26 protein-coding genes and 1 tRNA gene are annotated in these 25,282 nt (G+C 56.5%); 16 read left to right on the forward strand and 11 right to left on the reverse strand.

The window, feature by feature from the left end:
- The first annotated feature begins 64 nt into the window (after window positions 1-64).
- Window positions 65-2,908 (forward strand): bifunctional diguanylate cyclase/phosphodiesterase, encoded by a 2,844-nt coding sequence (locus KOL70_RS15120; RefSeq protein ID WP_215480839.1) that lies wholly within the window; start codon window positions 65-67, stop codon window positions 2,906-2,908.
- A 64-nt stretch (window positions 2,909-2,972) separates the two neighbouring features.
- On the opposite strand, the gene ftnA is transcribed toward KOL70_RS15120, so the two are convergent.
- Window positions 2,973-3,479, reverse strand: a complete 507-nt coding sequence (ftnA, locus tag KOL70_RS15125; protein ID WP_058759556.1) for a non-heme ferritin — start codon at window positions 3,477-3,479, stop codon at window positions 2,973-2,975.
- A 457-nt stretch (window positions 3,480-3,936) separates the two neighbouring features.
- Between ftnA and KOL70_RS15130 the strand changes: the two genes are divergently transcribed.
- The 3 genes from KOL70_RS15130 to KOL70_RS15140 are packed head-to-tail and all read left to right on the forward strand — an operon-like array spanning window position 3,937 to window position 6,182.
- Window positions 3,937-4,605 carry a nucleoside recognition domain-containing protein gene (locus tag KOL70_RS15130; protein WP_021507665.1) on the forward strand — a complete coding sequence of 223 codons (669 nt, stop codon included), beginning with the start codon at window positions 3,937-3,939 and terminating at the stop codon, window positions 4,603-4,605.
- Entirely contained in the window at window positions 4,595-5,068 is a 474-nt protein-coding gene (locus KOL70_RS15135; protein WP_021507664.1) for a YjiG family protein, read from the forward strand. The genes KOL70_RS15130 and KOL70_RS15135 overlap by 11 nt, the downstream gene beginning before the upstream one ends.
- 10 nt (window positions 5,069-5,078) lie before the next feature.
- Window positions 5,079-6,182: a M20 peptidase aminoacylase family protein gene (locus tag KOL70_RS15140; RefSeq protein WP_058759555.1), complete on the forward strand. Its 1,104-nt coding sequence runs from the start codon at window positions 5,079-5,081 to the stop codon at window positions 6,180-6,182.
- Window positions 6,183-6,188: 6 nt separating this feature from the next.
- On the opposite strand, the gene KOL70_RS15145 is transcribed toward KOL70_RS15140, so the two are convergent.
- On the reverse strand, window positions 6,189-6,677 hold the full coding sequence (locus KOL70_RS15145; RefSeq protein WP_215480840.1) for a hypothetical protein: 489 nt from the start codon (window positions 6,675-6,677) through the stop codon (window positions 6,189-6,191).
- Window positions 6,678-7,113: 436 nt separating this feature from the next.
- On the opposite strand from KOL70_RS15145, the gene prfC reads away from it, so the two are divergent.
- The 10 genes from prfC (at window position 7,114) to mrdA (ending at window position 18,627) form a co-directional block, all read left to right on the forward strand.
- Window positions 7,114-8,703, forward strand: a complete 1,590-nt coding sequence (gene prfC / locus KOL70_RS15150; RefSeq protein WP_021507661.1) for a peptide chain release factor 3 — start codon at window positions 7,114-7,116, stop codon at window positions 8,701-8,703.
- 259 nt (window positions 8,704-8,962) lie between these two features.
- A complete protein-coding gene (gene osmY / locus KOL70_RS15155; RefSeq protein WP_021507660.1) occupies window positions 8,963-9,553 on the forward strand; it encodes a molecular chaperone OsmY in 591 nt (196 codons plus the stop codon).
- A gap of 98 nt (window positions 9,554-9,651) precedes the next feature.
- Window positions 9,652-9,813, forward strand: coding sequence for a DUF1328 domain-containing protein (locus KOL70_RS15160; protein ID WP_007893192.1), 162 nt, complete (start codon window positions 9,652-9,654; stop codon window positions 9,811-9,813).
- A 178-nt stretch (window positions 9,814-9,991) separates the two neighbouring features.
- Window positions 9,992-11,044 (forward strand): patatin family protein, encoded by a 1,053-nt coding sequence (locus KOL70_RS15165; RefSeq protein ID WP_031279725.1) that lies wholly within the window; start codon window positions 9,992-9,994, stop codon window positions 11,042-11,044.
- Window positions 11,041-11,817, forward strand: coding sequence for a TatD family hydrolase (locus KOL70_RS15170; RefSeq protein WP_132465909.1), 777 nt, complete (start codon window positions 11,041-11,043; stop codon window positions 11,815-11,817). The genes KOL70_RS15165 and KOL70_RS15170 overlap by 4 nt, the downstream gene beginning before the upstream one ends.
- Window positions 11,818-12,230: 413 nt before the next feature.
- Window positions 12,231-13,010, forward strand: a complete 780-nt coding sequence (gene deoC / locus KOL70_RS15175; RefSeq protein ID WP_058770662.1) for a deoxyribose-phosphate aldolase — start codon at window positions 12,231-12,233, stop codon at window positions 13,008-13,010.
- Window positions 13,011-13,121: 111 nt separating this feature from the next.
- Window positions 13,122-14,444 (forward strand): thymidine phosphorylase, encoded by a 1,323-nt coding sequence (gene deoA, locus KOL70_RS15180; protein WP_215480841.1) that lies wholly within the window; start codon window positions 13,122-13,124, stop codon window positions 14,442-14,444.
- Between the two features lie 94 nt (window positions 14,445-14,538).
- Window positions 14,539-15,762 (forward strand): phosphopentomutase, encoded by a 1,224-nt coding sequence (gene deoB / locus KOL70_RS15185; RefSeq protein WP_021507655.1) that lies wholly within the window; start codon window positions 14,539-14,541, stop codon window positions 15,760-15,762.
- Window positions 15,763-15,796: 34 nt separating this feature from the next.
- Window positions 15,797-16,510, forward strand: coding sequence for a purine-nucleoside phosphorylase (gene deoD / locus KOL70_RS15190; protein WP_021507654.1), 714 nt, complete (start codon window positions 15,797-15,799; stop codon window positions 16,508-16,510).
- 227 nt (window positions 16,511-16,737) lie between these two features.
- A complete protein-coding gene (gene mrdA / locus KOL70_RS15195; RefSeq protein WP_021507653.1) occupies window positions 16,738-18,627 on the forward strand; it encodes a penicillin-binding protein 2 in 1,890 nt (629 codons plus the stop codon).
- Here mrdA and KOL70_RS15200 read toward each other — a convergent pair whose 3' ends face one another.
- From KOL70_RS15200 to KOL70_RS15220, 5 genes are all read right to left on the reverse strand, one after another.
- Window positions 18,628-19,338 (reverse strand): GGDEF domain-containing protein, encoded by a 711-nt coding sequence (locus KOL70_RS15200; RefSeq protein ID WP_215480842.1) that lies wholly within the window; start codon window positions 19,336-19,338, stop codon window positions 18,628-18,630.
- Window positions 19,335-19,721 (reverse strand): DUF1987 domain-containing protein, encoded by a 387-nt coding sequence (locus tag KOL70_RS15205; protein ID WP_021507651.1) that lies wholly within the window; start codon window positions 19,719-19,721, stop codon window positions 19,335-19,337. The genes KOL70_RS15200 and KOL70_RS15205 overlap by 4 nt, the downstream gene beginning before the upstream one ends.
- A gap of 6 nt (window positions 19,722-19,727) precedes the next feature.
- A complete protein-coding gene (locus tag KOL70_RS15210) occupies window positions 19,728-20,279 on the reverse strand; it encodes a SiaB family protein kinase (protein ID WP_058780400.1) in 552 nt (183 codons plus the stop codon).
- Window positions 20,280-20,289: 10 nt separating this feature from the next.
- Window positions 20,290-21,513 carry a SpoIIE family protein phosphatase gene (locus KOL70_RS15215; protein WP_141496221.1) on the reverse strand — a complete coding sequence of 408 codons (1,224 nt, stop codon included), beginning with the start codon at window positions 21,511-21,513 and terminating at the stop codon, window positions 20,290-20,292.
- A 93-nt stretch (window positions 21,514-21,606) separates the two neighbouring features.
- Window positions 21,607-22,932 (reverse strand): PAS domain-containing methyl-accepting chemotaxis protein, encoded by a 1,326-nt coding sequence (locus KOL70_RS15220; RefSeq protein WP_215480843.1) that lies wholly within the window; start codon window positions 22,930-22,932, stop codon window positions 21,607-21,609.
- Between the two features lie 193 nt (window positions 22,933-23,125).
- On the opposite strand from KOL70_RS15220, the gene KOL70_RS15225 reads away from it, so the two are divergent.
- Window positions 23,126-23,201, forward strand: a tRNA-Phe gene (locus KOL70_RS15225).
- Window positions 23,202-23,444: 243 nt separating this feature from the next.
- On the opposite strand, the gene KOL70_RS15230 is transcribed toward KOL70_RS15225, so the two are convergent.
- Together KOL70_RS15230 and KOL70_RS15235 are read right to left on the reverse strand one after the other, a co-directional pair.
- A complete protein-coding gene (locus KOL70_RS15230; RefSeq protein ID WP_371824660.1) occupies window positions 23,445-23,606 on the reverse strand; it encodes a TIGR03758 family integrating conjugative element protein in 162 nt (53 codons plus the stop codon).
- Window positions 23,597-23,935: an RAQPRD family integrative conjugative element protein gene (locus KOL70_RS15235; RefSeq protein WP_254185843.1), complete on the reverse strand. Its 339-nt coding sequence runs from the start codon at window positions 23,933-23,935 to the stop codon at window positions 23,597-23,599. The genes KOL70_RS15230 and KOL70_RS15235 overlap by 10 nt, the downstream gene beginning before the upstream one ends.
- 103 nt (window positions 23,936-24,038) lie before the next feature.
- Between KOL70_RS15235 and KOL70_RS15240 the strand changes: the two genes are divergently transcribed.
- Window positions 24,039-24,599, forward strand: a complete 561-nt coding sequence (locus KOL70_RS15240) for a hypothetical protein (RefSeq protein WP_215480844.1) — start codon at window positions 24,039-24,041, stop codon at window positions 24,597-24,599.
- Window positions 24,600-24,603: 4 nt separating this feature from the next.
- Here KOL70_RS15240 and KOL70_RS15245 read toward each other — a convergent pair whose 3' ends face one another.
- Complete coding sequence (locus KOL70_RS15245) at window positions 24,604-25,014, reverse strand: hypothetical protein (protein ID WP_215480845.1); 411 nt, start codon at window positions 25,012-25,014, stop codon at window positions 24,604-24,606.
- Window positions 25,015-25,071: 57 nt separating this feature from the next.
- Window positions 25,072-25,227 (reverse strand): hypothetical protein, encoded by a 156-nt coding sequence (locus KOL70_RS15250; RefSeq protein WP_215480846.1) that lies wholly within the window; start codon window positions 25,225-25,227, stop codon window positions 25,072-25,074.
- Window positions 25,228-25,282 lie beyond the last annotated feature (55 nt).

The following is a 25,282-nucleotide window of genomic DNA, read 5'->3' on the forward strand; positions in this document are numbered from 1 at the left end:
CTGCCTGAAGATTAAGAATTATCTTAACTGCGCATCGAGACCAGGCCAGCATAGGCGAACAACAATGAACAATAACTCTGACGTAATGTACCGGCTACTGGTGCAGAGCGTGGTGGATTACGCCATCTACATGATTAAGCCGGATGGCACGGTGGCTAACTGGAACATCGGGGCGCAACGCGCCAAAGGCTATACCCCCGAAGAGATTGTCGGGAAGAATTTTGCGCTGTTTTACAGTGAAGAGGATCGGCGCAACGGCGCGCCGCAGCGCGGTCTGGCCATCGCCACCGCCACCGGGCGCTATGAAACCGAAGGCTGGCGCTATCGCAAGGACGGCAGCGCCTTCTGGGCGCACGTGGTGATCGACGCCATCCGCGATGAGTACGGCGAATTGCTGGGCTTTGCCAAAATCACCCGCGACTGCACCGAACAGCAGGCGCAGCAGCGTAAACAACAGGAACAGGAGCAGCGTTTCCGTTTATTGGTTGAAGGCGTAACGGACTACGCCATCTACATGCTCGACCTTGACGGCAACGTCGAAAACTGGAACGCCGGCGCGCAGCGCGCCAAAGGCTACGTGGCCGAAGAAATTGTCGGTCAGCACTTCTCGCGCTTCTACAGCGCACAGGATCGCCTGAACCATATCCCGGAACGCAACCTGACCACCGCGTTTAAAACCGGTCGCTTTGAAGACGAAGGCTGGCGCTATCGCAAAGATGGCAGCGCCTTCTGGGCGCATGTGATCATCGACGCGATTCGCGATGACGCCGGCAAACTGATCGGCTATGCCAAAATCACCCGCGACTGCACCGAACAGCAGGTGCTGCTGCGCAAGCAGCGTGAATACGAGAAAACCTTCCGCCTGTTAGTGGAAGGCGTGACGGATTACGCCATCTACATGCTGGATTTACAGGGCCGGGTGGTGAACTGGAACGCCGGCGCGCAGCGCGCCAAAGGCTACATGGCTGACGAGATCGTGGGCCAGCACTTCTCCGTGTTCTACGGTTCACCGGAACGTCAGGCGCGTACGCCGGATGCCAATCTGGGCATCGCGCTGAAAACCGGTCGCTTTGAGGACGAGGGCTGGCGCTACCGCAAAGACGGCTCCGCCTTCTGGGCGCATGTGGTGATTGACGCGATTCATGATGAAGAGGGCAAAATGATCGGCTTCGCCAAGATCACCCGCGACGTCACCGAGCGGCGTGAGCACGAGCAGCAACTGCTGCGCGCGCGCGATCTGGCGCAGGCGCAGAGCGCCAAAATGTCGGAGCTTTCCGGCTTCCTCGACACCATCATCAGCAACATTCCCTCCTGCGTGATCGTCGAAGACGCCATCAGCCGCGAAATCCTGATGGTCAATGACAAAGCCGAGCAGCTGTTTGGCTTCAGTAAGTCGCTGATTATGCATAAGCGGCCGCACGAATGTATGTCGGCGGAACTGAGTGATTACTTCAACAGCCTGGCGGATATCGCGCTGCGCAGCGAAGGCATCCACACGCGCGAGCAGCTCTTGCTGACCGCCGGCGGTGAGCGGGTGCTGCACACGCGCGCCACCACCATCAGCGGCAAAGACATGCGGCAGAATTACGTGATGCTAATTGTGGAAGATGTCACCGACCAGCGTGAAGCCGATGCGCGCATTCGTCACATGGCGCATCACGATAATCTTACCAGCCTGCCAAACCGCATCCTGTTTCGCCAGAAGCTGAGCGAGGCGCTGCGCGTCGATCAGCAGCAGGGCCAGACCAGCGCCACGCTGTGTCTCGATCTGGATAACTTCAAGAACGTGAACGATGCGCTGGGGCATCAAATCGGTGACGATCTGCTGCGGGTGGTGGCGAAGCGGCTGCGCAGCGTACTGCGCGATCAGGACACGCTGGCGCGCATCGGCGGCGATGAGTTTGCCATCGTGCTGCCTAACGTGCGGAATGCCGATGAGGCCGCGATCGTGGCGCAGCGCCTGATCGAGGCGATCCGCCCGCCGGTGAATGTTGAAGGCCACAACCTGTCGGTCGGGCTGAGCGTCGGCATTGCGCTGACCTCGCAGGCCACCAATACGCCGGAACATATGCTGCGCTGCGCCGACATGGCGCTGTATGAAGCCAAGCGTAACGGCCGTAACCGCTATGAGCACTTTACGATGGAGATGGATAATGTGGCGCGCAGCCGCCGGGTGATCGAGAACGATCTGCGCGAGGCGATCACCGGACGGCAGCTCAAGCTCTACTATCAGCCGATCACCAACGAGACCGGCATCATTGGTTATGAGGCGCTGATGCGCTGGCATCATCCGATCAAAGGATTGATCATGCCGAATGACTTCATTCCGATTGCCGAAGAGACCGGGCTGATCCATATGCTCGGCGCCTATGCGCTGTACGAAGCCTGCCGCGAGGCGCAGAGCTGGGAAACCGAACAGTCGGTGTCGGTCAACCTGTCGCCGCTGCAGTTTAAGAACAGCTCGCTGGTGTCGGTGGTGGAGGGCGCGCTGCGCGAATCCGGCCTGGCACCGCATCGGCTGGAGGTGGAGATCACCGAATCGGTGCTGCTGGATGATACGCTCGGCAATATCCGTACGCTGCAGAGCCTGAAAACGCTGGGCGTGCAGATTGCGCTCGACGACTTTGGCACCGGCTACTCGTCGCTCAGCTATCTGCGTTCGTTCCCGTTCGATAAGATCAAAATCGACAAGTCATTTATCAATGATATGGGCGACAGCCGCGAGGCGCTGGCGATCATCCGCGCGATTACCGGCATGAGCCGCAGCCTGGATATTCAGATCACCGCAGAGGGCGTGGAGAGTAATGAGCAGTTTGTCCGCCTGCGCGAAGAGGGCTGTACGCTGTTCCAGGGCTACCTGTTTGGCCGGCCACAGCCGTCGGAGCTTAGGCTAAAAGCGCTGGAGTAAGCACAAAAAAACGCCCGACAGAGTCGGGCGTTGTGCATGCTGCTGTGCATAATCTTTATTATTTTTACTGGCCGTGGCCTTCGACGTTCATGCGGCCCAGATCTTTGTCCACCAGGAACAGACCTTCGCCTTTGTTGCCCACCAGCGCCAGCTTGTCCAGCACGGTTTTGAACAGCTTCTCTTCTTCGTGCTGCTCGGCAACGTACCACTGCAGGAAGTTAAAGGTGGAGTAATCCTGCGAAGTCAGCGCGGCGTGCACCAGCTCGTTGATTTTGCTGGTGATCAGCTGCTCGTGCTTCAGCGCTTCTTCCAGTACGTCATTCAGTGAGGTCCAGCTCACCGCCGGCGCGGCGATGCTGCCCAGCACCGGCAGTGAACCGGCATCGCTGACGTAATCAAACAGCTTCTGCATATGCTGCATCTCTTCGCGCGAGTGCATTTTCAGGAAGGAGGCGGCACCTTCGAAGCCTTTGTCGCTGCACCAGGCGCTCATCTGCAGATAGAGGTTGGCGGAGAAGAATTCGAGGTTGAGCTGGTCGTTCAGGCGTGAGGTCATTTCAGCGGTTAACATGGCTGAGTCCTTTTTAATTTGTCAGGTGAAGTACGGCGAATTATGCATCAATCTATACTTTTTTGTGAAGGTTTTTTCGTAAAAAAGTTGAATTTATCTTATTGATTATAAATGGAATTATTCCGCTAGTTGAATGCGAAGAATTCTCAACTTTGACTAATTTTCATTCACGGTCCGCAGCACTGTTTTAGTGCAGCTGTGTTGCCTGCTGGCGGTGCAGCGCACAACCGCACCGATCACTTCTTCGCCAGTCAACCCGCCGATAAAATAAGCACTGGCGCGACCAGCAATAAACCTGGCACGGCGATATAAACGCTTATTCCGGCTGCTGCTTGTTACTGAACAAAATTAGCCATAGCGAAATTAAAGAAAGTGCGCATTGGCATAAATCCTGCTTGGTTAATAGTTCCGTATATTGCAACCACGTCTGGCAGAAATAGGGTCAGCAGGAGAAACGATGTCTGAAGAAAAAATCATGGCCGCGCCACAAACGGTCACGGCGAGCGCCGGAAATTATCTCGCGCTGATACTGGCAATACTGTTTTTTTCCGGTTTGCTTTATAAGGTCGAAGGCTTTAGCTGGCTGGGCGCGTTTGATTTCACCACGCTGGGCGGCAGCTTTGGCACCATCAAAGAGTCAGGTTCCACCTTTCTCGGCGCTGGTGGCATCAGCGCCAAAGCCGGCTTCCTGTTCGCGCTGTCGCTGGCACCCACTGTGATGCTGGCACTGGGCGTGCTGGAGATTTTCACCCACTACGGTGCGATTCGTGCCGCCCACACGCTGCTGACGCCACTGCTGAAACCGCTGATGGGGTTGCCGGGACGCTGCGGCCTGGCGCTGATTACCGATCTGCAAAGTACCGATGCCGGCGCGGCGCTCACCAAAGAGATGGCGGATCAGCAGCAAATCGGTAAAAAAGAGCTGGTGGTGATGAGCGCCTGGCAATATTCCGGTGCCGGACTGATCAATAATTATTTTGCCATTGGCTCGGCGCTATTTGCGTCCATGAGTGCACCAATCATTATTCCGCTGTTGCTGATGTTTGTGCTGAAATTCGTCGGTGCGGCATTTGTCCGTTTTGTGTTAAACAGTGTTTATAAGAAGGATTTTGCTGATGTCAAATAACGTACAGACGCGGGTCAATAATAATCCGTTTGATATTTTTATTGTCGGCGCGCGTAAAGGCTTCCATATTGCTATTCACAATCTGATGCCCAATGTGGTGATGGCCTACGTACTGGCGGAAGTGCTGAATCTGCTCGGCATCATGCAGTTTCTTGGCCACGCGTTTGCACCGCTGATGGGGATTTTCGGTTTGCCCGGCGAGGCGATCACCGTGCTGCTGACCGCATGGCTGTCATCCTCGGCCAGCGTCGGGGTGGCGGTGAGCCTGATGGCCAAAGGCCTGCTGAGCGGTACCGACATCACTATCCTCGCACCGGCGATTTTTCTTATGGGGTCGCAGTTGCAGTACATGGGCCGCCTGCTGGGCGTTGCTGATGTGCCGAAAAAATACTGGCCGCTGCTGATGCTCACCAGCATTATCAATGCGGTTATCGCTATGTTCGTGATGCGTTTTTTTGTTTAGGAGCGAAACGGTGTCCAGAGTTCTCGATCACTACCATTTTCTGCATGAAATCCCCGAGCTGGGGTTTCAGGAAGTTAAAACCTCGGCCTACATCGCCGGCCAGCTGGAACAGGCTGGCATTAAGGTCACGCGCGGCATCAACCAGACCACTGGCATCGTGGCGGAGATCGACAGCGGCGTGCCCGGCCCGGTGCTGGCATTGCGCGCCGACATGGATGCGCTCGGGCACGTGATCGACGGCGTTGCCTGCGCCCGCCATACCTGCGGCCATGACGGCCACTCGTCGGTGGTGCTGACCGCCGCGCAGGAGCTGCTGCAGGAAGGCGCTATTAAAAAAGGGCGGCTGAAGCTGCTGTTCCAGCCGGCTGAAGAGCTGGGGGCCGGCGCGCTGGCGATGATTGAGGGCGGCGCGCTGGATGACGTGGAGATGATCCTCGGCTTCCATTTGCGCCCGCTGGAGGAGTGTCAGGTCGGGCAGGCGACGCCTGCGGTGATCTATTCAGCGTGCAGCACGCTGGAGGCCACCATTAAAGGTGTTCCGGCCCATGCCGCACGACCGCATCTGGGCGTCAATGCGCTTGATGCGGCAGTCCAGGCGGTGCAGGCGGTGAACAGCATTCATCTGGCACCGGGCCTCACCTGGAGCGTAAAAGCGACGCGCTTCCTGTGCGACGCCGGCGTGACCAACTCGGTGCCGGACGAGGCGCGCGTGGTGTGGGATCTGCGTTCGCAGGAGAACGCGCCGATGGAACTGCTTAAAGAGAAAGTCAGCCAGGCGATTCAGCACAGCGTGGCCGCGCTGGGCGCAACCGCTGAAGTGGTGGTGCTGAAAGAGATGCCGGCGGCGGAAATTGATGCCGATGCCACCGCGCTGCTGAGCGCCGCGATTGTCGATGTGCTCGGCGAGCAGGGATTACTGGCGGCGAAAACCACGCCGGGCAGCGAGGATTTCTTCTACTATCCGGTGAAAAATCCGCAGGTGAAAGCCGGTTTCTGGGGGCTGGGAACCAATCTGGTGCCGGGACTGCACCATCCGCAGATGCGCTTTGAACTGAGTTCGCTAGAGATCGGCGTGAAGATCTTCAAGGCGGCGGTGGTGCGCATGCTGGGATAACGCGCCTCAGCGCGCGCCCGCGCCTACGGTCTGGTTCCACACCATCTCATCAAGCAAAATCGAGCTGTGCTGGCTGGTCTCAATCACCAGTGAGACCGGCTTCATGCCGGCGAAGCAGAACACTTCGTGGCGCTTTTTGCTGGCGTTCAGGCGACGAAACGCCACGATGCGTCCGGCACGGTTGTAGAAGCGCACTTCGCTAAAGTAGGTGTTGAGACCGATGTAGCTCAGCACCAAATCGTGCAGCGGCGGCAGATCAAACTTCACCAGCGTCTGCCGCTCAATCACCAGCGCGCACTTGTCACTGTCGGCGTGATATGGTGCTAACGACACCGCGCCCCGTCGGGCGGTGACCGACAGCGCGGCGTCCAGCATGTACGGATACTCCGGGACAAAATGCTGACCGGCAGAAAAACCGGGGCGCGGCGTGAGCAGATGATGCAGGTGCGCCGGCAGGCTGCTGCGGGAAAAATCAGCGCGGCCGGTGGCTGGCACGGCGGCGTTACGCGTTGATCAGCAGCATCTCGCCGGGTTTGCGGTACATCTGCGCGGGCGACGACAGGGCGGCGTTTCGGTGCGACGGGCTGTAGGTATGTGGGTTAAGCTGTAGAGTCATTTTGCTGTCCTTGCCGGGGTGACGGTTCCGGACAGGCATTCTCAGCCACACATCGCTTAGTGTTTACAAGACATGTCCTGAACTGCGCGAGCATCGTCTCATTCTGCCGCAGATTCCCCCGCCTGCTGAAATATTGTATGCTATGCCGCCTCAATGCTGATGGGATAACCGGACTGCCGCCAATGTAGATCGCACACACCCTGCTGTGACCCGACGCGCATGCGTCGCCATTGGCACCGTTATCCGCCGGACTGGCTCCGGAATGATTTATTCGCAGCGCGCCGCTCGCGTGTTGCCCTGAAGAAGAATTCACTCATGTCTATTGCTCCCTTTTTAGAAGAAGTGGCGCGCCGCCGTACCTTTGCGATCATCTCGCACCCGGACGCCGGTAAAACCACAATCACCGAAAAAGTCCTGCTGTTCGGACAGGCGATCCAGACCGCCGGTACCGTTAAAGGTCGCGGCTCCAGCCAGCATGCCAAATCAGACTGGATGGAGATGGAGAAGCAGCGCGGTATCTCCATCACCACCTCGGTGATGCAGTTCCCGTATCGCGACAGCCTGGTTAACCTGCTGGATACCCCCGGGCACGAAGACTTCTCGGAAGATACCTACCGTACGCTGACGGCGGTGGACTGCTGCCTGATGGTGATCGACGCCGCGAAAGGGGTTGAGGATCGTACCCGCAAGCTGATGGAAGTGACCCGTCTGCGCGACACGCCGATCATCACCTTTATGAACAAACTGGACCGCGACATTCGCGATCCGATGGAACTGCTGGATGAGGTCGAGAGCGAGCTGAAAATCGCCTGTGCGCCGATCACCTGGCCGATTGGCTGCGGCAAGCTGTTCAAAGGCGTGTATCACCTCTACAACGACGAAACTTACCTGTATCAGAGCGGCAAAGGCCACACGATTCAGGAAGTGCGCGTGGTAAAAGGGCTGGCGAACCCGGAACTGGACGCGGCCGTCGGCGAAGAGCTGGCGCAGCAACTGCGCGACGAGCTGGAGCTGGTGCAGGGCGCATCGCACGAGTTCGACAAAGAGCTGTTCCTGAGCGGCGAAATTACGCCGGTGTTCTTTGGTACCGCGCTGGGCAACTTTGGCGTCGATCATATGCTGGATGGTCTGGTTGCCTGGGCGCCGGCGCCAATGCCGCGCCAGACGGATACCCGTAAAGTTGAAGCCAAAGAGGAGAAGTTCAGCGGCTTCGTGTTTAAGATTCAGGCCAACATGGACCCGAAACACCGTGACCGCGTGGCCTTTATGCGCGTGGTGTCCGGCAAATATGAGAAGGGCATGAAGCTGCGTCAGGTGCGTACCGGTAAAGATGTGGTGATCTCCGATGCGCTGACCTTCATGGCGGGCGACCGTTCGCACGTTGAAGAAGCTTATCCGGGCGATATCATCGGCCTGCATAACCACGGCACTATCCAGATTGGCGACACCTTCACCCAGGGCGAAACCATGAAGTTCACCGGTATTCCGAACTTCGCCCCGGAACTGTTCCGTCGCATTCGCCTGCGCGATCCGCTGAAGCAGAAACAGCTGCTGAAAGGGCTGGTCCAGCTGTCGGAAGAGGGCGCCGTGCAGGTGTTCCGTCCGGTGCACAACAACGATCTGATCGTGGGTGCGGTGGGCGTGCTGCAGTTTGATGTGGTCGTGGCGCGTCTTAAGAGCGAGTACAACGTTGAGGCGATTTACGAGGCCATCAACGTGTCGACCGCCCGCTGGGTTGAGTGCAGCGACGCGAAGAAGTTCGACGACTTCCAGCGCAAAAACGAGATCAACCTGGCGCTCGATGGCGGTGACAACCTCACCTATATCGCCCCGACCATGGTCAACCTCAACATCACGCAGGAGCGCTATCCTGACGTGACCTTCCGTAAAACGCGCGAGCACTAAGTTTGCCGTCTTCACCGGGCTGCTGCTTTCTGCCGCCCGGTTTTCTCCGATACAGACTCCTCTTAATTGCGCTGCGGTTATCGCTTTTTGGCGATATATCAACCACAAAAGCCAGCAAAAGCTGTAATCCCTACTATGATTATTCTGTCGGACGAGAAAACGGACCTGTGGGTCTGATTACGTCCATCACGCAGCAACGTGGTGTGTTGCTGGCGCATTCGCGGTTGCGAGTGGGTTAACTGATAGAAGGATGATATCGATGAATAAGACTAAGATTGCTAAAACCCTGATTGCTGCACTGGCCGGTACTGCGCTGTTAAGCGGCGCGGCAATGGCGGCTGATACCAGCAGCAGCGCGGGTTCCAAAATCGATAGTTCTATGAAAAAAGTCGATGGCTTTATGGATGACAGCGGCATCACCGCCAAAGCCAAAGCCGCGCTGGTGGACGATGAAGCGATTAAAAGTACGGATATCTCGGTAAAAACGCAGCAAGGCGTCGTGACGCTGAGCGGTTTTGTCACCTCGCAGGACCAGGCCGAGAAGGCTGTGGCGCTGGTGCAGAAGGTGGAAGGGGTTAAATCCGTCAGCGACAAACTACACGTCAGAGACAGCAAACAGAGTTCATTGAAAGGTTATGCAGGTGATGCAGCAACCACCAGTGAAATAAAAGCTAAACTTTTAGCAGATGACATTGTGCCATCGCGCAACGTGAAGGTGGAAACCACCGATGGCGTGGTACAGCTGTCCGGGGAAGTGGCGAATCAGGCCCAGTCCGATCGGGCTGAGAAGATCGCCAAAGCCATTGAAGGCGTGAAAAGCGTGAAGAATGACCTCAAGGTGAAATCTTAACGCAACCGGAACGGCATCACCAACGGTGCCGTTCCGTATTAAAAACAGTGATGTGAAGAATAAGCAGTTCGATTTTCACTATGGTAAAGGAGAGGCTTATGTTTCGTTGGGGTATTATCTTTCTGGTCATCGCTCTGATTGCTGCAGCATTAGGTTTTGGCGGTCTGGCGGGTACGGCAGCATGGGCAGCTAAAATTGTCTTTATTGTCGGTATTATTCTGTTCCTCGTGAGCCTGTTTACCGGGCGCAAACGACCCTGACCCACTGCGTTAACCATGTTAACCCGCTAGTCACATAAAGCGGAGGCCAGTCATTGCCACCATTGAAGGTGCGCCGCGACGATTGCAGGATGCGGTTGGTCAGGGAACGACAATGACTGGTTCTCCGGGATGCTGATTGAGCGCCTCCCTCAGAGCAGCAAACACTGAGGGACATCCATTGGGAATACGCATCCCGGTGTCGCTGGACACCTTTGAGCCACTGGCACTCACGCCATTCAAATCCAAAAAAATCGCGCTGGTCTGCGAAGGCGGCGGGCAACGCGGCATCTTCACGGCGGGCGTACTGGATGAATTTCAGCGCGCAGGGTTTAACCCCTTTCAGTTAATGCTCGGCACCTCAGCCGGGGCACAAAACCTCTCAGCCTTTGTCTGTGCTCAGCCCGGTTATGCGCGGCGCGTGATTACCCGTTACACCACCAGTAAACTGTTTTTCGATCCGCTGCGTTTTGTACGCGGTGGCCACCTGATCGATCTTGACTGGTTAGTGGATATCACTAAACAGGAGTTCCCGCTGGCGCTGAGCAGCGCCGAAAGCCTGTTTGCCAAAGGCAGCGAATTTTACATGTGCGCCTGCCGCAGCGATGATTACAGCGCGCAGTATTTCAATCCCACCAACCTGACCTGGCATGACATCATTAAGGCTTCCAGCGCGATCCCCGGTTTCTACCGCAGCGGCGTGTTGATGGATGGCGTGAGCTATCTCGACGGCGGCATCAGCGACGCCATTCCGGTGCGCGAAGCGGCGCGGCGTGGCGCCGATACCATTGTGGTGATCCGTACCGTGCCGTCACAGATGGCGTATACGCCGAAGTGGTTTAAACGCATGGAGCGCTGGCTGAGCGACAGCGCCCTGCAGCCAATGATCAATATTCTGCATCAGCACGAAGAGAGCTACCGCCAGATTCAGCAGTTTATTGAACAGCCGCCGGATAATCTGCGCATCATTGAAATCTTTCCGCCAAAGCCGCTGGCCAGCATGGCGCTGGGCAGTCGTCTGGCGTCACTGAATCAGGATTATCATCTGGGCCGCCGCAGCGGGCGCTATTTCCTGGCGACGCTGGGCCAGTGGCTGAGCGATGCTGAACCGCTGGCGCGACCGATTGCCGTGACGCCGCCAGCCGCCGTCGCCAACGCGCCGGATAACCGGCCGGTCAGCACGCCGCCGCTGGCGGGTAATGACGCCGATTACGATGCAGGATCGCTGGCATGAGATTTATCGACACCCACTGCCACTTTGATTTTCCGCCATTTGTCACCGCTGCCGAACACAGTATCGCGCAGGCGGCGCAGGCGGGTGTGGAACGCATCATCGTGCCGTGCGTGGATGCCAGCCGTTTTGCCGTGGTGAGCCAGCTGGCACAGCAGCATCCGGCGCTGTATAGCGCGCTCGGGCTGCACCCGATCAATATTGCACAACATCAGGATGACGATCTCGATCGCCTTGAGCAGCACCTGCAAACGCCGGATGTAAAACGCGTGGCGATCGGGGAGATCGGGCTGGATCTGTATATGGAAGCGCCGGATTTTGCGCGGCAAACCCGGCTGCTGGAGGCGCAGCTGAAGCTGGCAAAGCGCTATGATTTGCCGGTGATCCTGCATTCGCGACGTACGCACGATCAGCTGGCGCAGCATCTGCGCCGTCACGACGTGCCGCGACGCGGCGTGGTGCACGGCTTTGCCGGCAGCCAGCAGCAGGCGGAGCGTTTCATCGCCCTTGGCTACGCGATTGGTGTCGGCGGCACCATCACCTATGCACGCGCCAGCAAAACCCGCCACACCATCGCCAGCCTGCCATTGCAGGCGCTGCTGCTGGAAACTGATGCGCCGGATATGCCGCTGCACGGTTTTCAGGGCCAGCCAAATCGCCCGGAACGGGCGCGTAATGTGTTCGAAGTATTGTGCCAGCTGCGCCCGGAACCGCCCGATGAGATCGCCGATGCGCTGTGGCACAACAGCCTGCGTTTGTTCGCGCTGCCGGATTGAGTAATGATCCTGCGCCTGCCACTATCTCACTTCAGGTAATAGCGCCGTCACGGTTAATGGCCGTTGCAGTTTTGCCAGCGGCACAATTTATTGCGCGATGAATCGCGTCGCTGCAACCCCTCTGCCACTTCTGATGATGTGCTGACAACCCCCGCTCATTCTCAAATTAACTACGCTTTAACGATATCCGATACCTTTTTGCGGCAACATTTGTGATAATAATCACAATCGCATCGTGCCGCGCTGTTGAGTAAAATAGCGATTTAATGTGATTAATATCGCTAAATGCATGTATATCAGAGCGCGGTTTCCTTTTCCTTGTGACAAGTCTCGCAATTCCACGCGGCGTGGGTTGTTATAATTATCACATTCTCCGGTGAGCAGATTTCACCGGCCTGACTTTGGAGAGCACCATGACCGATCTGAACGCGGCCGCGCAGCGCGCGCTGCAACTGATGGACCTGACCACCCTGAATGAAGACGATACCGATGAAAAAGTGATCGCGCTGTGCCATCAGGCGAAATCACCAGCCGGTAACACGGCGGCGATCTGTATCTATCCGCGCTTTATCCCGATTGCACGTAAAACGCTGCGCGAGCAGGGCACGCCGGAAATTCGTATCGCGACCGTCACTAACTTCCCGCACGGTAATGACGACATCGACATCGCGCTGGCGGAAACCCGTGCGGCAATCGCCTATGGCGCGGATGAAGTTGACGTGGTGTTCCCGTACCGTGCGCTGATTGCCGGTAATCGTGACGTCGGCTTTGCGCTGGTAAAAGCCTGTAAAGAGGCCTGCGCGGCGGCGAACGTGCTGCTGAAAGTGATCATCGAAACCGGCGAGCTGAAAGAGGAAGCGCTGATTCGTGCGGCGTCCGAAATCGCGATCGATGCCGGCGCGGATTTCATCAAAACCTCTACCGGTAAAGTGCCGGTCAACGCCACGCCAGAGGTAGCGGCGATCATGATGCAGGTAATCCGTGACAAAGGCGTGCAGCAGCAGGTGGGCTTCAAACCGGCTGGCGGCGTGCGCACGGCGGAAGATGCCGCTATCTATCTGCAGCTGGCCGACGACATCCTCGGCAGCGGCTGGGCGGATGCGCGTCATTTCCGCTTCGGCGCTTCCAGCCTGTTAGCCAGCCTGCTGAATACCCTGGGCCACGCTACGGCGACCAGCAAAGCCGGTTATTGATCCACGCGGCCGCCAAAATGGCGGCCCACGGTGTCACTGCCGTCAGGTGCGCATTGCTGCGCAGCTGGCGGCTGTCATTCAGCGATACATCGCTTTTCCGGGGAGGCAACCTTGTTCCTGCCACAAGAAATTATTCGTAAAAAACGCGACGGCCAGCCGCTGAGCGAAGCGGAAATCCGCTTTTTCATCAACGGCGTGCGTGATAACAGCGTGTCTGAAGGGCAAATCGCCGCGCTGGCGATGACGATTTATTTTCACGACATGAACCTGGAAGAGCGCGTGGCGCTGACCATGGCGATGCGCGATTCCGGCACGGTACTCAACTGGCAGGCGCTGAATCTCAACGGACCGATTGTTGATAAACACTCGACCGGCGGCGTGGGCGATGTCACTTCGCTGATGCTGGGTCCGATGGTGGCGGCCTGCGGCGGCTACGTGCCTATGATTTCCGGGCGCGGCCTCGGTCACACCGGCGGCACGCTGGATAAGCTGGAAGCCATTCCCGGCTTTGATATCTTCCCCAGCGACGATCGCTTCCGCCAGATCATCAAACAGGTCGGCGTTGCCATTATCGGTCAGACTAATTCGCTGGCGCCGGCGGATAAGCGGTTCTACGCCACGCGCGATATCACCGCCACCGTGGATTCTATTCCGCTGATCACCGCCTCGATCCTCGCCAAAAAATTAGCCGAAGGATTAGACGCGCTGGTGATGGATGTCAAAGTCGGATCCGGGGCGTTTATGCCAACCTTTGAGGCCTCGCAGCAGCTGGCGCAGGCGATTGTCGGCGTCGCCAACGGTGCGGGATGCAAAACCACCGCGCTGCTCACCGACATGAATCAGGTGCTGGCATCGAGCGCCGGTAATGCGCTGGAAGTGCGCGAAGCAGTGCATTTCCTCACCGGTGAGGCGCGCAATCCGCGGCTGCTGGAGGTCACGCTGGCGCTGTGTGCTGAGATGCTGATCTCCGGCAAACTGGCGGCGAACGAAGCCGAAGCGCGGCAAAAACTGCAGCAGGTGCTGGATAATGGTAAAGCGGCTGAGGTGTTTGCCCGCATGGTGGCGGCGCAGAACGGCCCGACGGATTTCATCGAGCAGATGGACCGCTACCTGCCGGCACCGATGCTGAGCAAAGCGGTGTACGCCGATCGTCCCGGCATCGTCAGCGCCATGGACACGCGGACGCTGGGCATGGCGGTGGTGGCGCTGGGCGGTGGTCGTCAGCGCGCCAGCGACAGCATTGATTACAGCGTGGGCCTCAGCGACATGATTACGCTGGGCAGTGAGGTCAATGCACAGCAGCCGCTGGCGGTGATTCATGCCGCGTCGGAAGCGCAGTGGCAGCAGGCCGCTGCGGCAGTGAAAGCGGCAGTGACGCTCAGCGACCACGCCCCGGAGGCCACGCCGGTGGTGTATCGCCGCATCAGCGAATAGTGGCGTAACTGCGTGCCAGGCAGCGGCCGTTCGGGTATACTGATCTGATCGCTTTTTTTTGACTTGTCATCGCGCTATGGCGCAGGAGACTTGCATGAAACGTGCTTTTATTATGGTTCTCGACTCCTTCGGGATTGGTTCCAGCAAAGACGCCGATAAATTCGGTGATGAAGGATCGGATACGCTCGGCCATATCGCCGAAGCGTGCTTTGAAGGCCGCGCCAATGAAGGCCGCGAAGGTCCGCTGCATCTGCCCAACATGACCGCGCTCGGCCTTGGCAAAGCGGCGGAACTCTCTACCGGCCGCTTCCCGCCGGGACTGGATCCGCAGGCGGAAATTATTGGCGCTTACGCCTATGCCAGCGAACTCTCTTCGGGCAAAGATACGCCGTCCGGCCACTGGGAAATCGCCGGGGTGCCGGTGCTGTTTGACTGGGGCTATTTCAGCGACAAAGAGAACAGCTTCCCGCAGGAGCTGCTGGATACGCTGGTAAAACGCGCCGATCTGCCGGGCTACCTCGGCAACTGCCACTCCTCCGGCACGGTAATTCTCGACCAGCTGGGCGAGGAGCACATGAAAAGCGGCAAGCCGATTTTCTACACCTCGGCAGATTCGGTGTTCCAGATTGCCTGTCATGAAGAGACCTTTGGCCTCGATCGCCTGTACGCGCTGTGTGAAATTGCGCGTGAAGAGCTGACCAACGGCGGCTATAACATTGGCCGCGTAATCGCACGTCCGTTTGTCGGCGATAAAGCCGGTAACTTCCAGCGCACCGGTAACCGTCACGATCTGGCGGTCGAACCACCGGCACCGACCATGCTGAAAAAGCTGGTGGATGAGAAGGGCGGCGAAGTGATTTCAGTGGGTAAAATCGCTGATATCTACGCGGAGCAGGGCATCACGCAAAAAGTTAAAGCCACCGGTCTGGATGCGCTGTTTGATGCCACCATTGAGCAGATGAAGAAGGCGCCGGACAACTCAATTGTGTTCACCAACTTCGTCGATTTTGACTCGACCTGGGGCCATCGCCGCGATATCGCCGGTTATGCCGGTGGGCTGGAGCTGTTTGACCGTCGTCTGCCGGAGCTGATGGCGCTGGTGAAAGAGGGTGATATCCTGATCCTCACCGCTGACCACGGCTGCGATCCGAGCTGGCATGGCACAGAGCACACGCGCGAGCACATCCCGATTCTGATCTACGGTCCAGAAGTAAAACCGGGCTCGCTGGGTTACCGCGATACCTTCGCCGATATCGGCCAGACCATCGCCAGCTATTTTGGCCTGTCCAGCATGGACTACGGCAAAAGCTTGCTGTAAAACAGCCACCACTTTTTGATAAGGAAGAACAACAATGGCAACTCCTCATATTAATGCCGAAATGGGCGATTTCGCGGACGTGGTGCTGATGCCAGGCGATCCGCTGCGTGCAAAACACATTGCCGAGACTTTCCTCGACGATGTGGTCGAAGTGAATAACGTACGCGGCATGCTGGGCTTCACCGGGACTTACAAAGGCCGCAAAATCTCCGTGATGGGCCACGGTATGGGTATTCCATCCTGCTCGATCTACACCAAAGAGCTGATCACCGATTTCGGCGTGAAGAAGATCATTCGTGTGGGTTCATGCGGTGCCGTGCGTGCTGACGTGAAACTGCGTGATGTGGTGATTGGTATGGGGGCCTGCACCGACTCAAAAGTTAACCGCATGCGTTTCAAAGATCACGATTTTGCCGCCATCGCGGATTTCGACATGGTGCGTAACGCGGTTGACGCAGCTAAAGCGCTGGGCGTGGACGCGCGCGTCGGTAACATCTTCTCCGCGGATTTGTTCTATACGCCGGACCCGCAGATGTTCGACGTGATGGAGAAGTACGGCATCCTCGGTGTGGAGATGGAAGCGGCCGGCATCTACGGTGTGGCGGCAGAGTTTGGTGCCAAAGCGCTGACCATCTGTACCGTATCGGATCATATCCGTACGCATGAGCAAACCACCGCGGCAGAGCGTCAGACGACGTTCAACGATATGATTAAGATCGCGCTGGAGTCGGTGCTGCTGGGGGATTGATTTTCCTGGGTTTTCCTTCGCCCTCACCCTAACCCTCTCCCGCACGCGGGAGAGGGAACTGATCGAGCAACATTTAATGCCCGGTCAACGCCCTGTCCCGCATTCCTGACACAGCAGCCCCATCGTAAACATCTGACACACTTTTACCCAGGCTTGTGCATCTTCCTGCTGGCTCTGCGGCGATCTCTCCCTATCATTAGCGTGATAATGAAGAGACTAAGCCCCTGATGAATTTCCGCAATTTCGAAGCCGAAGAGAAACTGTTTGTGCGCCGCGCGCTGGTGGCGTTTGCCCTGGTTGTTATCTGCTTCACCATTCTTGGCATCAACCTGTATCGCTTACAGGTGGATCAGCACAGCTATTACCAGACGCGTTCCAACGAGAACGACATCAAAATGATCCCCATCGCGCCAACGCGCGGGCTGATTTTCGATCGCAACGGCATCCCGCTGGTGCGCAACGTTACCTGGTACGACATCCTCGTCACGCCGTACAAAATCGACAACATGCAGGCGACGCTGAAGGCGCTGACGCCCATCGTTGATCTGACTCCGGATGATATCGAAACCTTTGAGCATGAACTGAAGCAGAGCAGCCGCTATAAACCGGTGGAGCTGAAGGCCGAGCTCACCGACGAAGAGGTGGCGCGCTTCTCGGTCAATCAGTTCCGCTTCACCGGGGTCACCATTGATACCTATCAGGATCGGGAATACCCGTACGGCGCCGATCTGGCGCACGTGGTCGGCTACGTGTCGAAGATTAACGATAACGATTACAAGCGGCTCAATGCCGAGGGCGTGGGTGAAAACTATGCCGCCGACCATAACATCGGCAAGCAGGGTATTGAGGGCTACTACGAATCCCTGCTGCACGGCAAGACCGGCTATCAGGAAGTGGAAGTAGATAACCACGGCCGCATCGTGCGCGTGCTGAAAGAGGTGCCGCCGGTGGCGGGCAAAAACATCTGGCTGACGCTGGATCTGCATCTGCAGCAGTATGTGGAGAGCCAGCTGGCCGGGCAGCGTGCGGCGGTGCTGATTGAGGATCCGCACGATGGCGGCGTGCTGGCGATGGTCTCCAGCCCGAGCTACGATCCCAACCCGTTCGTGAAGGGCATCAGCTACAAAGCCTATAAAACGCTGCTGCAGGATAAAAACCTGCCGCTGATCAATCGCGTCACCCAGGGGCTGTATCCACCGGCATCGACGGTAAAACCCTACATGGCGATGTCGGCGCTGCTGAGCAAAGTGATTACGCCGGGCACCACCTTCTTTGGCGCGCCGACCTGGACGCTGCCGGGCACCGATCGCAAATACCGCGACTGGAAAAAGTCCGGCCACGGCATGCTCGACGTCACCAAAGCGATTGAAGAGTCCGCCGACACCTTCTTCTATCAGGTGGCGTTCATGATGGGCATCGACCGCATCCACAGCATGCTCAGCCAGTTCGGCTACGGCAAACCTACCGGTATCGATTTGAATGAAGAGTACGCCGGGCTGCTGCCAAGCCGCGAATGGAAGCAGAAAGTGCATAAACATACGTGGTATCAGGGCGATACGGTATCGGTGGGCATCGGCCAGGGCTACTGGATCGCCACGCCGATTCAGATGGTGAAAGCCATGGTAGCGCTGATCAATAACGGCCGGGTAATTAATCCGCACCTGCTGGCCAAAGCGCAGCGCGGCACCTGGCAGCAGGTTTACCAGCCGACCGCGCCGCAGCCGCAGATTGGCGATGCGAAATCACCGTACTGGTCGCTTGTGCGCCACGCCATGTTTGGTATGGCTAACGCGCCTAACGGCACCGGTTATAAATATTTCCATACCGCGCCGTACGGCATCGCCGCCAAGTCCGGTACGTCGCAGGTGTTTAGCCTGAAGCAGAATCAGACTTACAACGCGAAGATGATCCCGGTGCGCCTGCGCGACCACATTTTCTATACCGCCTTTGCGCCGTTTAACAACCCGCAGGTGGCGGTGGCGCTGATTCTGGAAAACGGCGGTAACGAAGGTATTACGGCCGCGCCGGTGATGCGCAATATCCTCGACCATATCTTCCTGCCGCCGCCAGATAGCAGCGTGCCGATGCAGACGGCCAGCACCGCGCAGGTGCACTGATCAGCGGAAAAATACCCGGTTGCGACCGTGGTGTTTGGCATCGTAGAGCGCGGCATCGGCATTGCTGTACAGCGTGTCGAAATCGGAGCCCGGCTTGCCGTAGCTCACGCCGAGGCTGGCGGTCACCAGTTGCTGCGGCAGCACCGCGAGCGGCGAGGCGTTAAGCGAGGCGTGGATCGCACCGGCGACAATCACCGCGTCGGACAGACGATAGGGCGGCAGCAGCACGGTAAACTCTTCGCCGCCGATGCGGCCAATGCTGGCACCGGCCGGGCAGTGCGCCTGAATGCGCGTCACCAGCCCGCAAATCACCTTATCGCCCATCGGATGGCCGTATTCGTCGTTGATTTTTTTGAAGTGGTCGATATCCAGAATGATCAGCGCCGCCGGACCGCTCTCCAGCGTCTGGCTGATGCGCTGAATAATCGCGCCACGATTCCACACCGCCGTTAGCGGATCGTGGCTGGCTTTGTACTCCAGCTCCTGCGCCAGCTGGTTTAACTGCTCATTCACGCGGTTCAGCTCGCGCTCCGCGCGATCGCTGCGGGAGATGAGCCGCCAGGTTTCGCGCATCAGGCGCTGATAGTGGCGATTCAGGTGCAGCAGCGCCTCGCGGTAATCCTGCGCGCTCAGCGTGTTTTGCGCCGCCACATGCTGTGAGCGATTCAGCACCTCGCTCTCTTCACGGAACAGCTCATTGAGATCCATCATGACGCCAGTTCCGCCTGCAGATTAACCTGCAGATCGGTAAAATCCAGCGCCAGTTCCTGACCAAACTCTTCCGCGATGTCATCTTCCGCATCAAACAGCCAGTTCAGCGTGACGCGCTGACCGCGCTGTGCCAGCTGGTTGAACAGATCAAACAGGCTGAACAGCATTTTAGTGCTGGAGCTGTTGAAGTAGCGCAGCGCGATAGTGACGACCACCGCGTCGTTGTCGGTGGGTTGCCATTGCTCAAGGGCATCCAGCAGCGGGCGATAAAACGCCGCCGCGTTCTCCGGCCACGACTCGCCGCGCAGCGCAAACTGGCGGGTGGCAAAATCAAAACTCACTTCGGGCGTGCTCTCAGTGGCAGCGATAATCAGGTTTTGCATACAACCTCAATCCTGGTGAATGGTGGCTTTAAGCCAAAACGTGGCGTAGCCGCTGGCGGGCAGCGGACGCAGTTCATACTCCAGCGGTTCACTGACATCACGGGCAAGCGTCAGCAAACCGATATTGGCCCCTTTGCTGGTGGCGGGGCTCTCGGTGCGCAGACCGACACGGTAGGCCTGCTTAATTTCGTCGTTACTCATGGTACGCAGCAGATCGAGCCAGTCGCGCAGCTGCTCGCAGGCGGCCTGTTCGACCTGATTACTGCTCTCCAGCACATAGCTATCGCCGTCCACGTGCAGCGTTACGGTGCCAAAGCGAAAGTGCTGTTCGGCGTGGCTCAGGGTACGGCTGTCCTGCGAATAGCGTAGGATGTTCTGCACAATCTCGACAAAGCTGGAGAACAGCCGGCGGCGCACTTTCAGCGGGGCCTGCTGGTTTTCCAGAAACACTTTGATCACTTCACCCATCGCGGTGATGTTCTGCGGCGAAAAGAAGCCGGTATAGTGCAGCGCAACGCTGTCGGGCGGCAGGTGCGTGCCGGTGGAAGCTGGATGCATAAGAGGCTCGTTAATAACGCAGACCAAACCAGGTGACGTCATCGCGTCGCGGCTGGTTGCCCTGCCAGTGGAGAAATGCCTGCGCAAACGCCGTGGAGAGCTCGGCCATCGGCAGGGTTTTATGTTGTGCAATGACCGTCTGAATCCGCTTTTTACCGAACATAATCTGCCGCGCGCCGCCGGGTTGATCGGTCACGCCGTCGCTCATCACCAGCAGCACATCGCCGGGCTGCAGTGTGCGCTGCTGCTGCGGCCAGCAATAGTCGTGCGGTGTATCGGTGTAGCCAACGCCGACGCGATCGGCCTGCAGCGCGGCGGCTTCACCCTGTACCGGCTGCAGCACGGCGTGCATGCGCGCGCTGGCCCAGCTCAGCTGATGGCTGGCCGTCTCCAGCCGCAGCGCAATCGCATCGCAGCCGTCGTTGGACAGCGAAGTCTGTTGCGAGGCGTTAAGCTGGCCCAGGGTTTGTTTGATGTGGCGGTTAAGCGCCTGCAGCAGGGCAGACGGCGTACGATGGTTGTGCTGCAGCGCACGCTCCAGCGCCGCATGCAAAATCACCGTCATAAACGCGCCGGGAATGCCGTGACCGGTGCAGTCGGCAATCAGCGCCAGCCAGCCGTGCTCGTCGCGGTGAAAGGCGTAATAGTCGCCGCCCACGCCGTCGCGCGGCTGCCAGTGCAGGCACCAGTCGCTCAGCTGCTGCGCCATCTGCTGCCGCGAGCGGTCCAGCATCGCGTCCTGAATCACCCGCGCGTAATCGATGCTCTGTAAAATCTGCTGATGCTGCTGCGCCTGCAAATCGGAGACGGTACGAATCAGGTCGATACCGAGGCCGATGCCAATATAGCGGCCCTGTTCAGTCACGATAAAACCATCGGTCACTGATTTATCCCCGCTGGCGACCACCTGCTGCGCGACCCGATCGAGTTCGGTTTCGGCATCGATCACCAGCGGTTGTTTATCCATAAAGGCGATACAGCTTTTACGATCGTACAGCTCGCGGAAGAACGGACGCGTCATTTGCGACAGAAAGATGTGGCGGTTGATCATGCCGAACGGCGTGCCGTTTTCCACCACCGGCAGGCCAATCAAATCTTTGTGTTCGCTAAACAGCGCCATTACCGCCGTGTTGTCCATCGCTGGCGTGACGAACGGCACCGCAATACACAGCGAACGCGCGCGGGCACGACCCGTCAGGGCGCTAAGCCCGGTGCGGAAATCAGGCTGCTGCATGAGAAAGAGTCTGGCGTTGATTAGGAATAATCTTAGGTTACGGCACGGCGATGACACTTTTATGTCACCGCCGGCCAGCGCTCGCTGCTGCGCTTACTGCGGGGCTTTTAGTGTATCGGCGACGTGGCTGATGGCGCGCACCACCTCACTGGAGCTGCCGCGAATTTCGGCAATCACACCGCCCGCCTGCTGCGCGAGCACTACGCCCTGATCGGCACGTTTCAGGTTCGACGCGATGCCTTTCTGCGCCTTATCCGCCAGCAGGTGGTTATGTCTCACCCGATTCTCGATTTCGCTGGTGGCGCGATTGATGTTCGCTGCGAGGGTGCGTACTTCACTGGCAACCACGGCAAAGCTGCGGCCGTGATGACCGGCGCGCGCGGCTTCCACTGCCGCATTGAGCGCCAGCAGATTGGTTTGGTCGGCAATACGGCGAATACTCTCCACGATGGCGCCGATGCGATCGGAAGAGTCGCTCAGATCATTGATATCACCAGAAATACCGTGCAGTTCGCTGGCCAGCGCATTGATATTCTGCACGCTGTTTTCAATGACCGCCGCTCCCTGTTGCGTACTTTCACTGGTATGCAGCGCGGTTTGCCATGCCTGCTGCGCTGCTTCGCGCTCCAGCTGGTTCTTTTCCACCTGCGCGGTAACGTCGGTGGCGAACTTCACCACTTTGTACAACTCGCCGGCGCTGTTAAACACCGGATTATAGGTGGCGCGCAGCCAGACGGTGTTGCCCTGCTTATTGACGCGCTCGAACTGGCCGGAAATATATTCACCCTGATTGAGCTTGTGCCAGAAGCGACGATAGGCCTCGCTGGTGCGCATCTCAGGCGGACAGAACAGGCTGTGATGGCGACCGATGATCTCATCAGCGCGATAGCCCATGGTATTAAAGAAGTTATCGTTGGCCATCAGCACTTCACCTTTGAGGTTGAAGGCAATCACCGCCATCGAACGCTCAATGGCGGTGGTCATGGCGCGCTGCTCCTGCGCATCCATGATGCGCGCGGTGATATCACTCGCCAGCTTCACGATTTTAATCACCCGACCGTGGCGATCCTGCACCGGTACGTAGTTGGCTTCCAGCCAGATCGGACGGCTGTGCTTCGCCACGCGCAAAAACTTATCGCTGAAGCCTTCGCCGCGATTCAGACGCTGCCAGAACTCGCGATACTGCGGTGACTGCACCATATCCGGCGTGCAGAACAGGCTGTGATGCTGGCCGACAATTTCTGCCAGCGTGTAGCCCATGCGCTCCAGAAACAGCGCGTTAGCGGTGAGGATGTGACCATCAGGCGTAAACTCGACCATGGCGATGGCCTCCTGCAGCGAACTGAGCGTTGCGCTGTTGTGACTGCGTTTCTGCCACGCGAGGCGCGACAGGATTCCCGATGTAATAGTGCTGAACATGGTGGACCTTATTATGGTTATGGGATGTCAGCACGGTTATCGGCGTTGGTGGCTAAAAATTCACCACTAAATGACGCGGTTGCGCAGGTTTTTACCATCGGGTCCGGCGGTTGCTGCAAAAGGCAGCAGTCAGCTGATTTTTACCGAAAAGCGTTTGACGGTACGGCGCGAGTAAGGTTTAATGCGCCCCGTTGCCCGGATAGCTCAGTCGGTAGAGCAGGGGATTGAAAATCCCCGTGTCCGTGGTTCGATTCCGCGTCCGGGCACCAACATTCTGAAAACCCAGCCTTTATGGCTGGGTTTTTGCTTTTTGAAGCACCATTAGATTTCTGGTCACTTTGACTGCTGAGGTCACTGTACTGCTTCAGCTATCCAGTATGAGTCTTCCTCTTAAGTAACCTGACGGGTAAAGCACTTCAAAAATGGCTGCGTTAACTGGCGAACATCCAGATGCAGACGATCGGTTAAGCCATAGAACGGATAACAAATCGGACTAGCGCGGCATCCCTGACTTAGGTATTTTCCCGTCCATGCCTGACATCCACTGCAGCCCAGGCTGCCCAGAGAAACAGCACGCACAGTAGTAGCCCAACGGACACCAGATACAGAACGCTAATATCGATGTTGCCGGATGCCTTTTTAAACGCGTTAATCTGCGCGGTAATCATCGCCATAGCGTACGGCCTCGCGTGTAATCGCCGCTGACCTTGCCGTAATCCAGCGGTTGCGCACGCGAAGGCTGCGTGTAGCGGTCGATGCCAGCACGTATGGTGTTGAGGTCTTCGCTGGCTTTCTTGTAGTCGAACAGGTAACGGCGGCGGTTATTGGGATCGGACTGTGCAGCGACAGTCCGGGCGCGGTCGAGGGAGAGTTGAACCTGATCTAAAAGGCGTTGGGTGGTGGAGAGTTCATCGAGTTCTGAGCTATAGGCATTTCCAGTTAAAATTAGAAGAGAGATTGCACCGATGCTCACAGCCAGACTTGTTTTTTTCATTGCATTCATTAGAAGATCTCATGATATGATATGGTCAACATGAGGTTGTAATATTTTCAAAAAAATGTCCGTGAATAATTAAATGTTCAAATATAAAATTTGATAGGCGATTATGAATATAAAGAGGTTATTAAAGGCATTAGTTTCATACAAAGCAATATCTTTATATATCCCCACCATCTTAACATTGTATTTTGGATTTCATCCTTTTTCATCTAACAATGAAAAAACAGGTTTTCTAATTGGACAGTGGCGATATGATTATAACTACAACAATGAAGGAATGATGGTGAATGTGACTGGGAATACAACGTATTTTAGAAACGGAAAGTATAATTCAATTGCCAACATGACTCTTCAGGATGAAAAGACTTTCGATATTACTTGCCACTTGAATGTAGCTGGTTTCTGGGAAGAATTTGATGAAAACATCACCACAACTACTCAGGATGTGATCTTCTCGACTAATTCTTTAAAGTTAAACGGTTCAGAAGTCAGTGGTTATGACATTTGCAATGGTGGTACTAAAGCCACAACAGGTAAAAGCACCCTTGCGGCTATAGGTCAAAGTCAATCTTACAGAAAAATTTCAGAAAGTAAGGATAAGATAATCTTGCTAGCACAGAACTCTGTTGGAGAAGACTACACGATATATATGAAAAAAATAAAGTAAAAAGCTATCTGTTTTCTAAGAACCTTTTTGCAGGACCAATAAGAGTTATAGAGTTGGCTTTCTTATCATAATGAAACATTCCTGCTGCACAAATTACTGGAGTAGTAATATTCACAATTAGTGAGATTAGAACAGCTATACCACTGTCTATTGTAGCAGCTCTAATTAGACTTTCAGCATCATTATTTAAAAAGAAACGAAATGACAATCCAAAGAAAATAACAGATAAAAAATAAAGAACAATCATCAAAAGCAAGTGAAAGTTTCGCTTCAAGCTTATGGCTGTACTACTCTCCCAACCGTCGTTAGCAATAACGACAATCCCATCACCTCCTGAGTTAAGAGTGAAAACATCAACGTTTCGCCTAACCATCAGCAGGTTATTGATAGCTTTTAGAGGGGTTGGAAGGCTCATCAAAACAACTATTTCCCTGAATTGGATGTTGTCTGTTTTATAAATTTTAGAAAATAATTATTCGACAGAGTATTTATTTGATGAATCCTTCGCTAACTCTTTCATCATTTCCATCATTAAACCGCTTTCATCTTTTCTTATGTTGTTCCTATATGCTAAATAGCTAACTGCTGCTGCAGCGAAAGGTATGATGATAGCAATAATTGTATTCATACATGACATCCATAATAGTTGAGAAATTAGCGTATCTTATTTTCTGCCGCGCCGC

The sequence above is a fragment of the Pantoea sp. B270 genome (assembly GCF_018726825.1).
GTDB lineage: Bacteria > Pseudomonadota > Gammaproteobacteria > Enterobacterales > Enterobacteriaceae > Pantoea > Pantoea dispersa.

Bases quoted from the DNA above. Each gene is read 5' to 3' on its own strand.
- KOL70_RS15130 (WP_021507665.1), top strand. From the start codon at position 3,937: ATGTCTGAAGAAAAAATCATGGCCGCGCCACAAACGGTCACGGCGAGC.
- KOL70_RS15235 (WP_254185843.1), bottom strand. From the start codon at position 23,935: ATGAATGCAATGAAAAAAACAAGTCTGGCTGTGAGCATCGGTGCAATC.
- KOL70_RS15205 (WP_021507651.1), bottom strand. From the start codon at position 19,721: ATGCAAAACCTGATTATCGCTGCCACTGAGAGCACGCCCGAAGTGAGT.
- osmY (WP_021507660.1), top strand. From the start codon at position 8,963: ATGAATAAGACTAAGATTGCTAAAACCCTGATTGCTGCACTGGCCGGT.
- prfC (WP_021507661.1), top strand. From the start codon at position 7,114: ATGTCTATTGCTCCCTTTTTAGAAGAAGTGGCGCGCCGCCGTACCTTT.
- deoC (WP_058770662.1), top strand. From the start codon at position 12,231: ATGACCGATCTGAACGCGGCCGCGCAGCGCGCGCTGCAACTGATGGAC.
- KOL70_RS15170 (WP_132465909.1), top strand. From the start codon at position 11,041: ATGAGATTTATCGACACCCACTGCCACTTTGATTTTCCGCCATTTGTC.
- KOL70_RS15250 (WP_215480846.1), bottom strand. From the start codon at position 25,227: ATGAATACAATTATTGCTATCATCATACCTTTCGCTGCAGCAGCAGTT.
- KOL70_RS15215 (WP_141496221.1), bottom strand. From the start codon at position 21,513: ATGCAGCAGCCTGATTTCCGCACCGGGCTTAGCGCCCTGACGGGTCGT.
- deoD (WP_021507654.1), top strand. From the start codon at position 15,797: ATGGCAACTCCTCATATTAATGCCGAAATGGGCGATTTCGCGGACGTG.
- KOL70_RS15135 (WP_021507664.1), top strand. From the start codon at position 4,595: ATGTCAAATAACGTACAGACGCGGGTCAATAATAATCCGTTTGATATT.
- KOL70_RS15200 (WP_215480842.1), bottom strand. From the start codon at position 19,338: ATGATGGATCTCAATGAGCTGTTCCGTGAAGAGAGCGAGGTGCTGAAT.
- KOL70_RS15245 (WP_215480845.1), bottom strand. From the start codon at position 25,014: ATGAGCCTTCCAACCCCTCTAAAAGCTATCAATAACCTGCTGATGGTT.
- KOL70_RS15240 (WP_215480844.1), top strand. From the start codon at position 24,039: ATGAATATAAAGAGGTTATTAAAGGCATTAGTTTCATACAAAGCAATA.
- KOL70_RS15220 (WP_215480843.1), bottom strand. From the start codon at position 22,932: ATGTTCAGCACTATTACATCGGGAATCCTGTCGCGCCTCGCGTGGCAG.
- deoB (WP_021507655.1), top strand. From the start codon at position 14,539: ATGAAACGTGCTTTTATTATGGTTCTCGACTCCTTCGGGATTGGTTCC.
- mrdA (WP_021507653.1), top strand. From the start codon at position 16,738: ATGAATTTCCGCAATTTCGAAGCCGAAGAGAAACTGTTTGTGCGCCGC.
- KOL70_RS15230 (WP_371824660.1), bottom strand. From the start codon at position 23,606: ATGGCGATGATTACCGCGCAGATTAACGCGTTTAAAAAGGCATCCGGC.
- KOL70_RS15210 (WP_058780400.1), bottom strand. From the start codon at position 20,279: ATGCATCCAGCTTCCACCGGCACGCACCTGCCGCCCGACAGCGTTGCG.
- ftnA (WP_058759556.1), bottom strand. From the start codon at position 3,479: ATGTTAACCGCTGAAATGACCTCACGCCTGAACGACCAGCTCAACCTC.
- KOL70_RS15160 (WP_007893192.1), top strand. From the start codon at position 9,652: ATGTTTCGTTGGGGTATTATCTTTCTGGTCATCGCTCTGATTGCTGCA.
- KOL70_RS15120 (WP_215480839.1), top strand. From the start codon at position 65: ATGAACAATAACTCTGACGTAATGTACCGGCTACTGGTGCAGAGCGTG.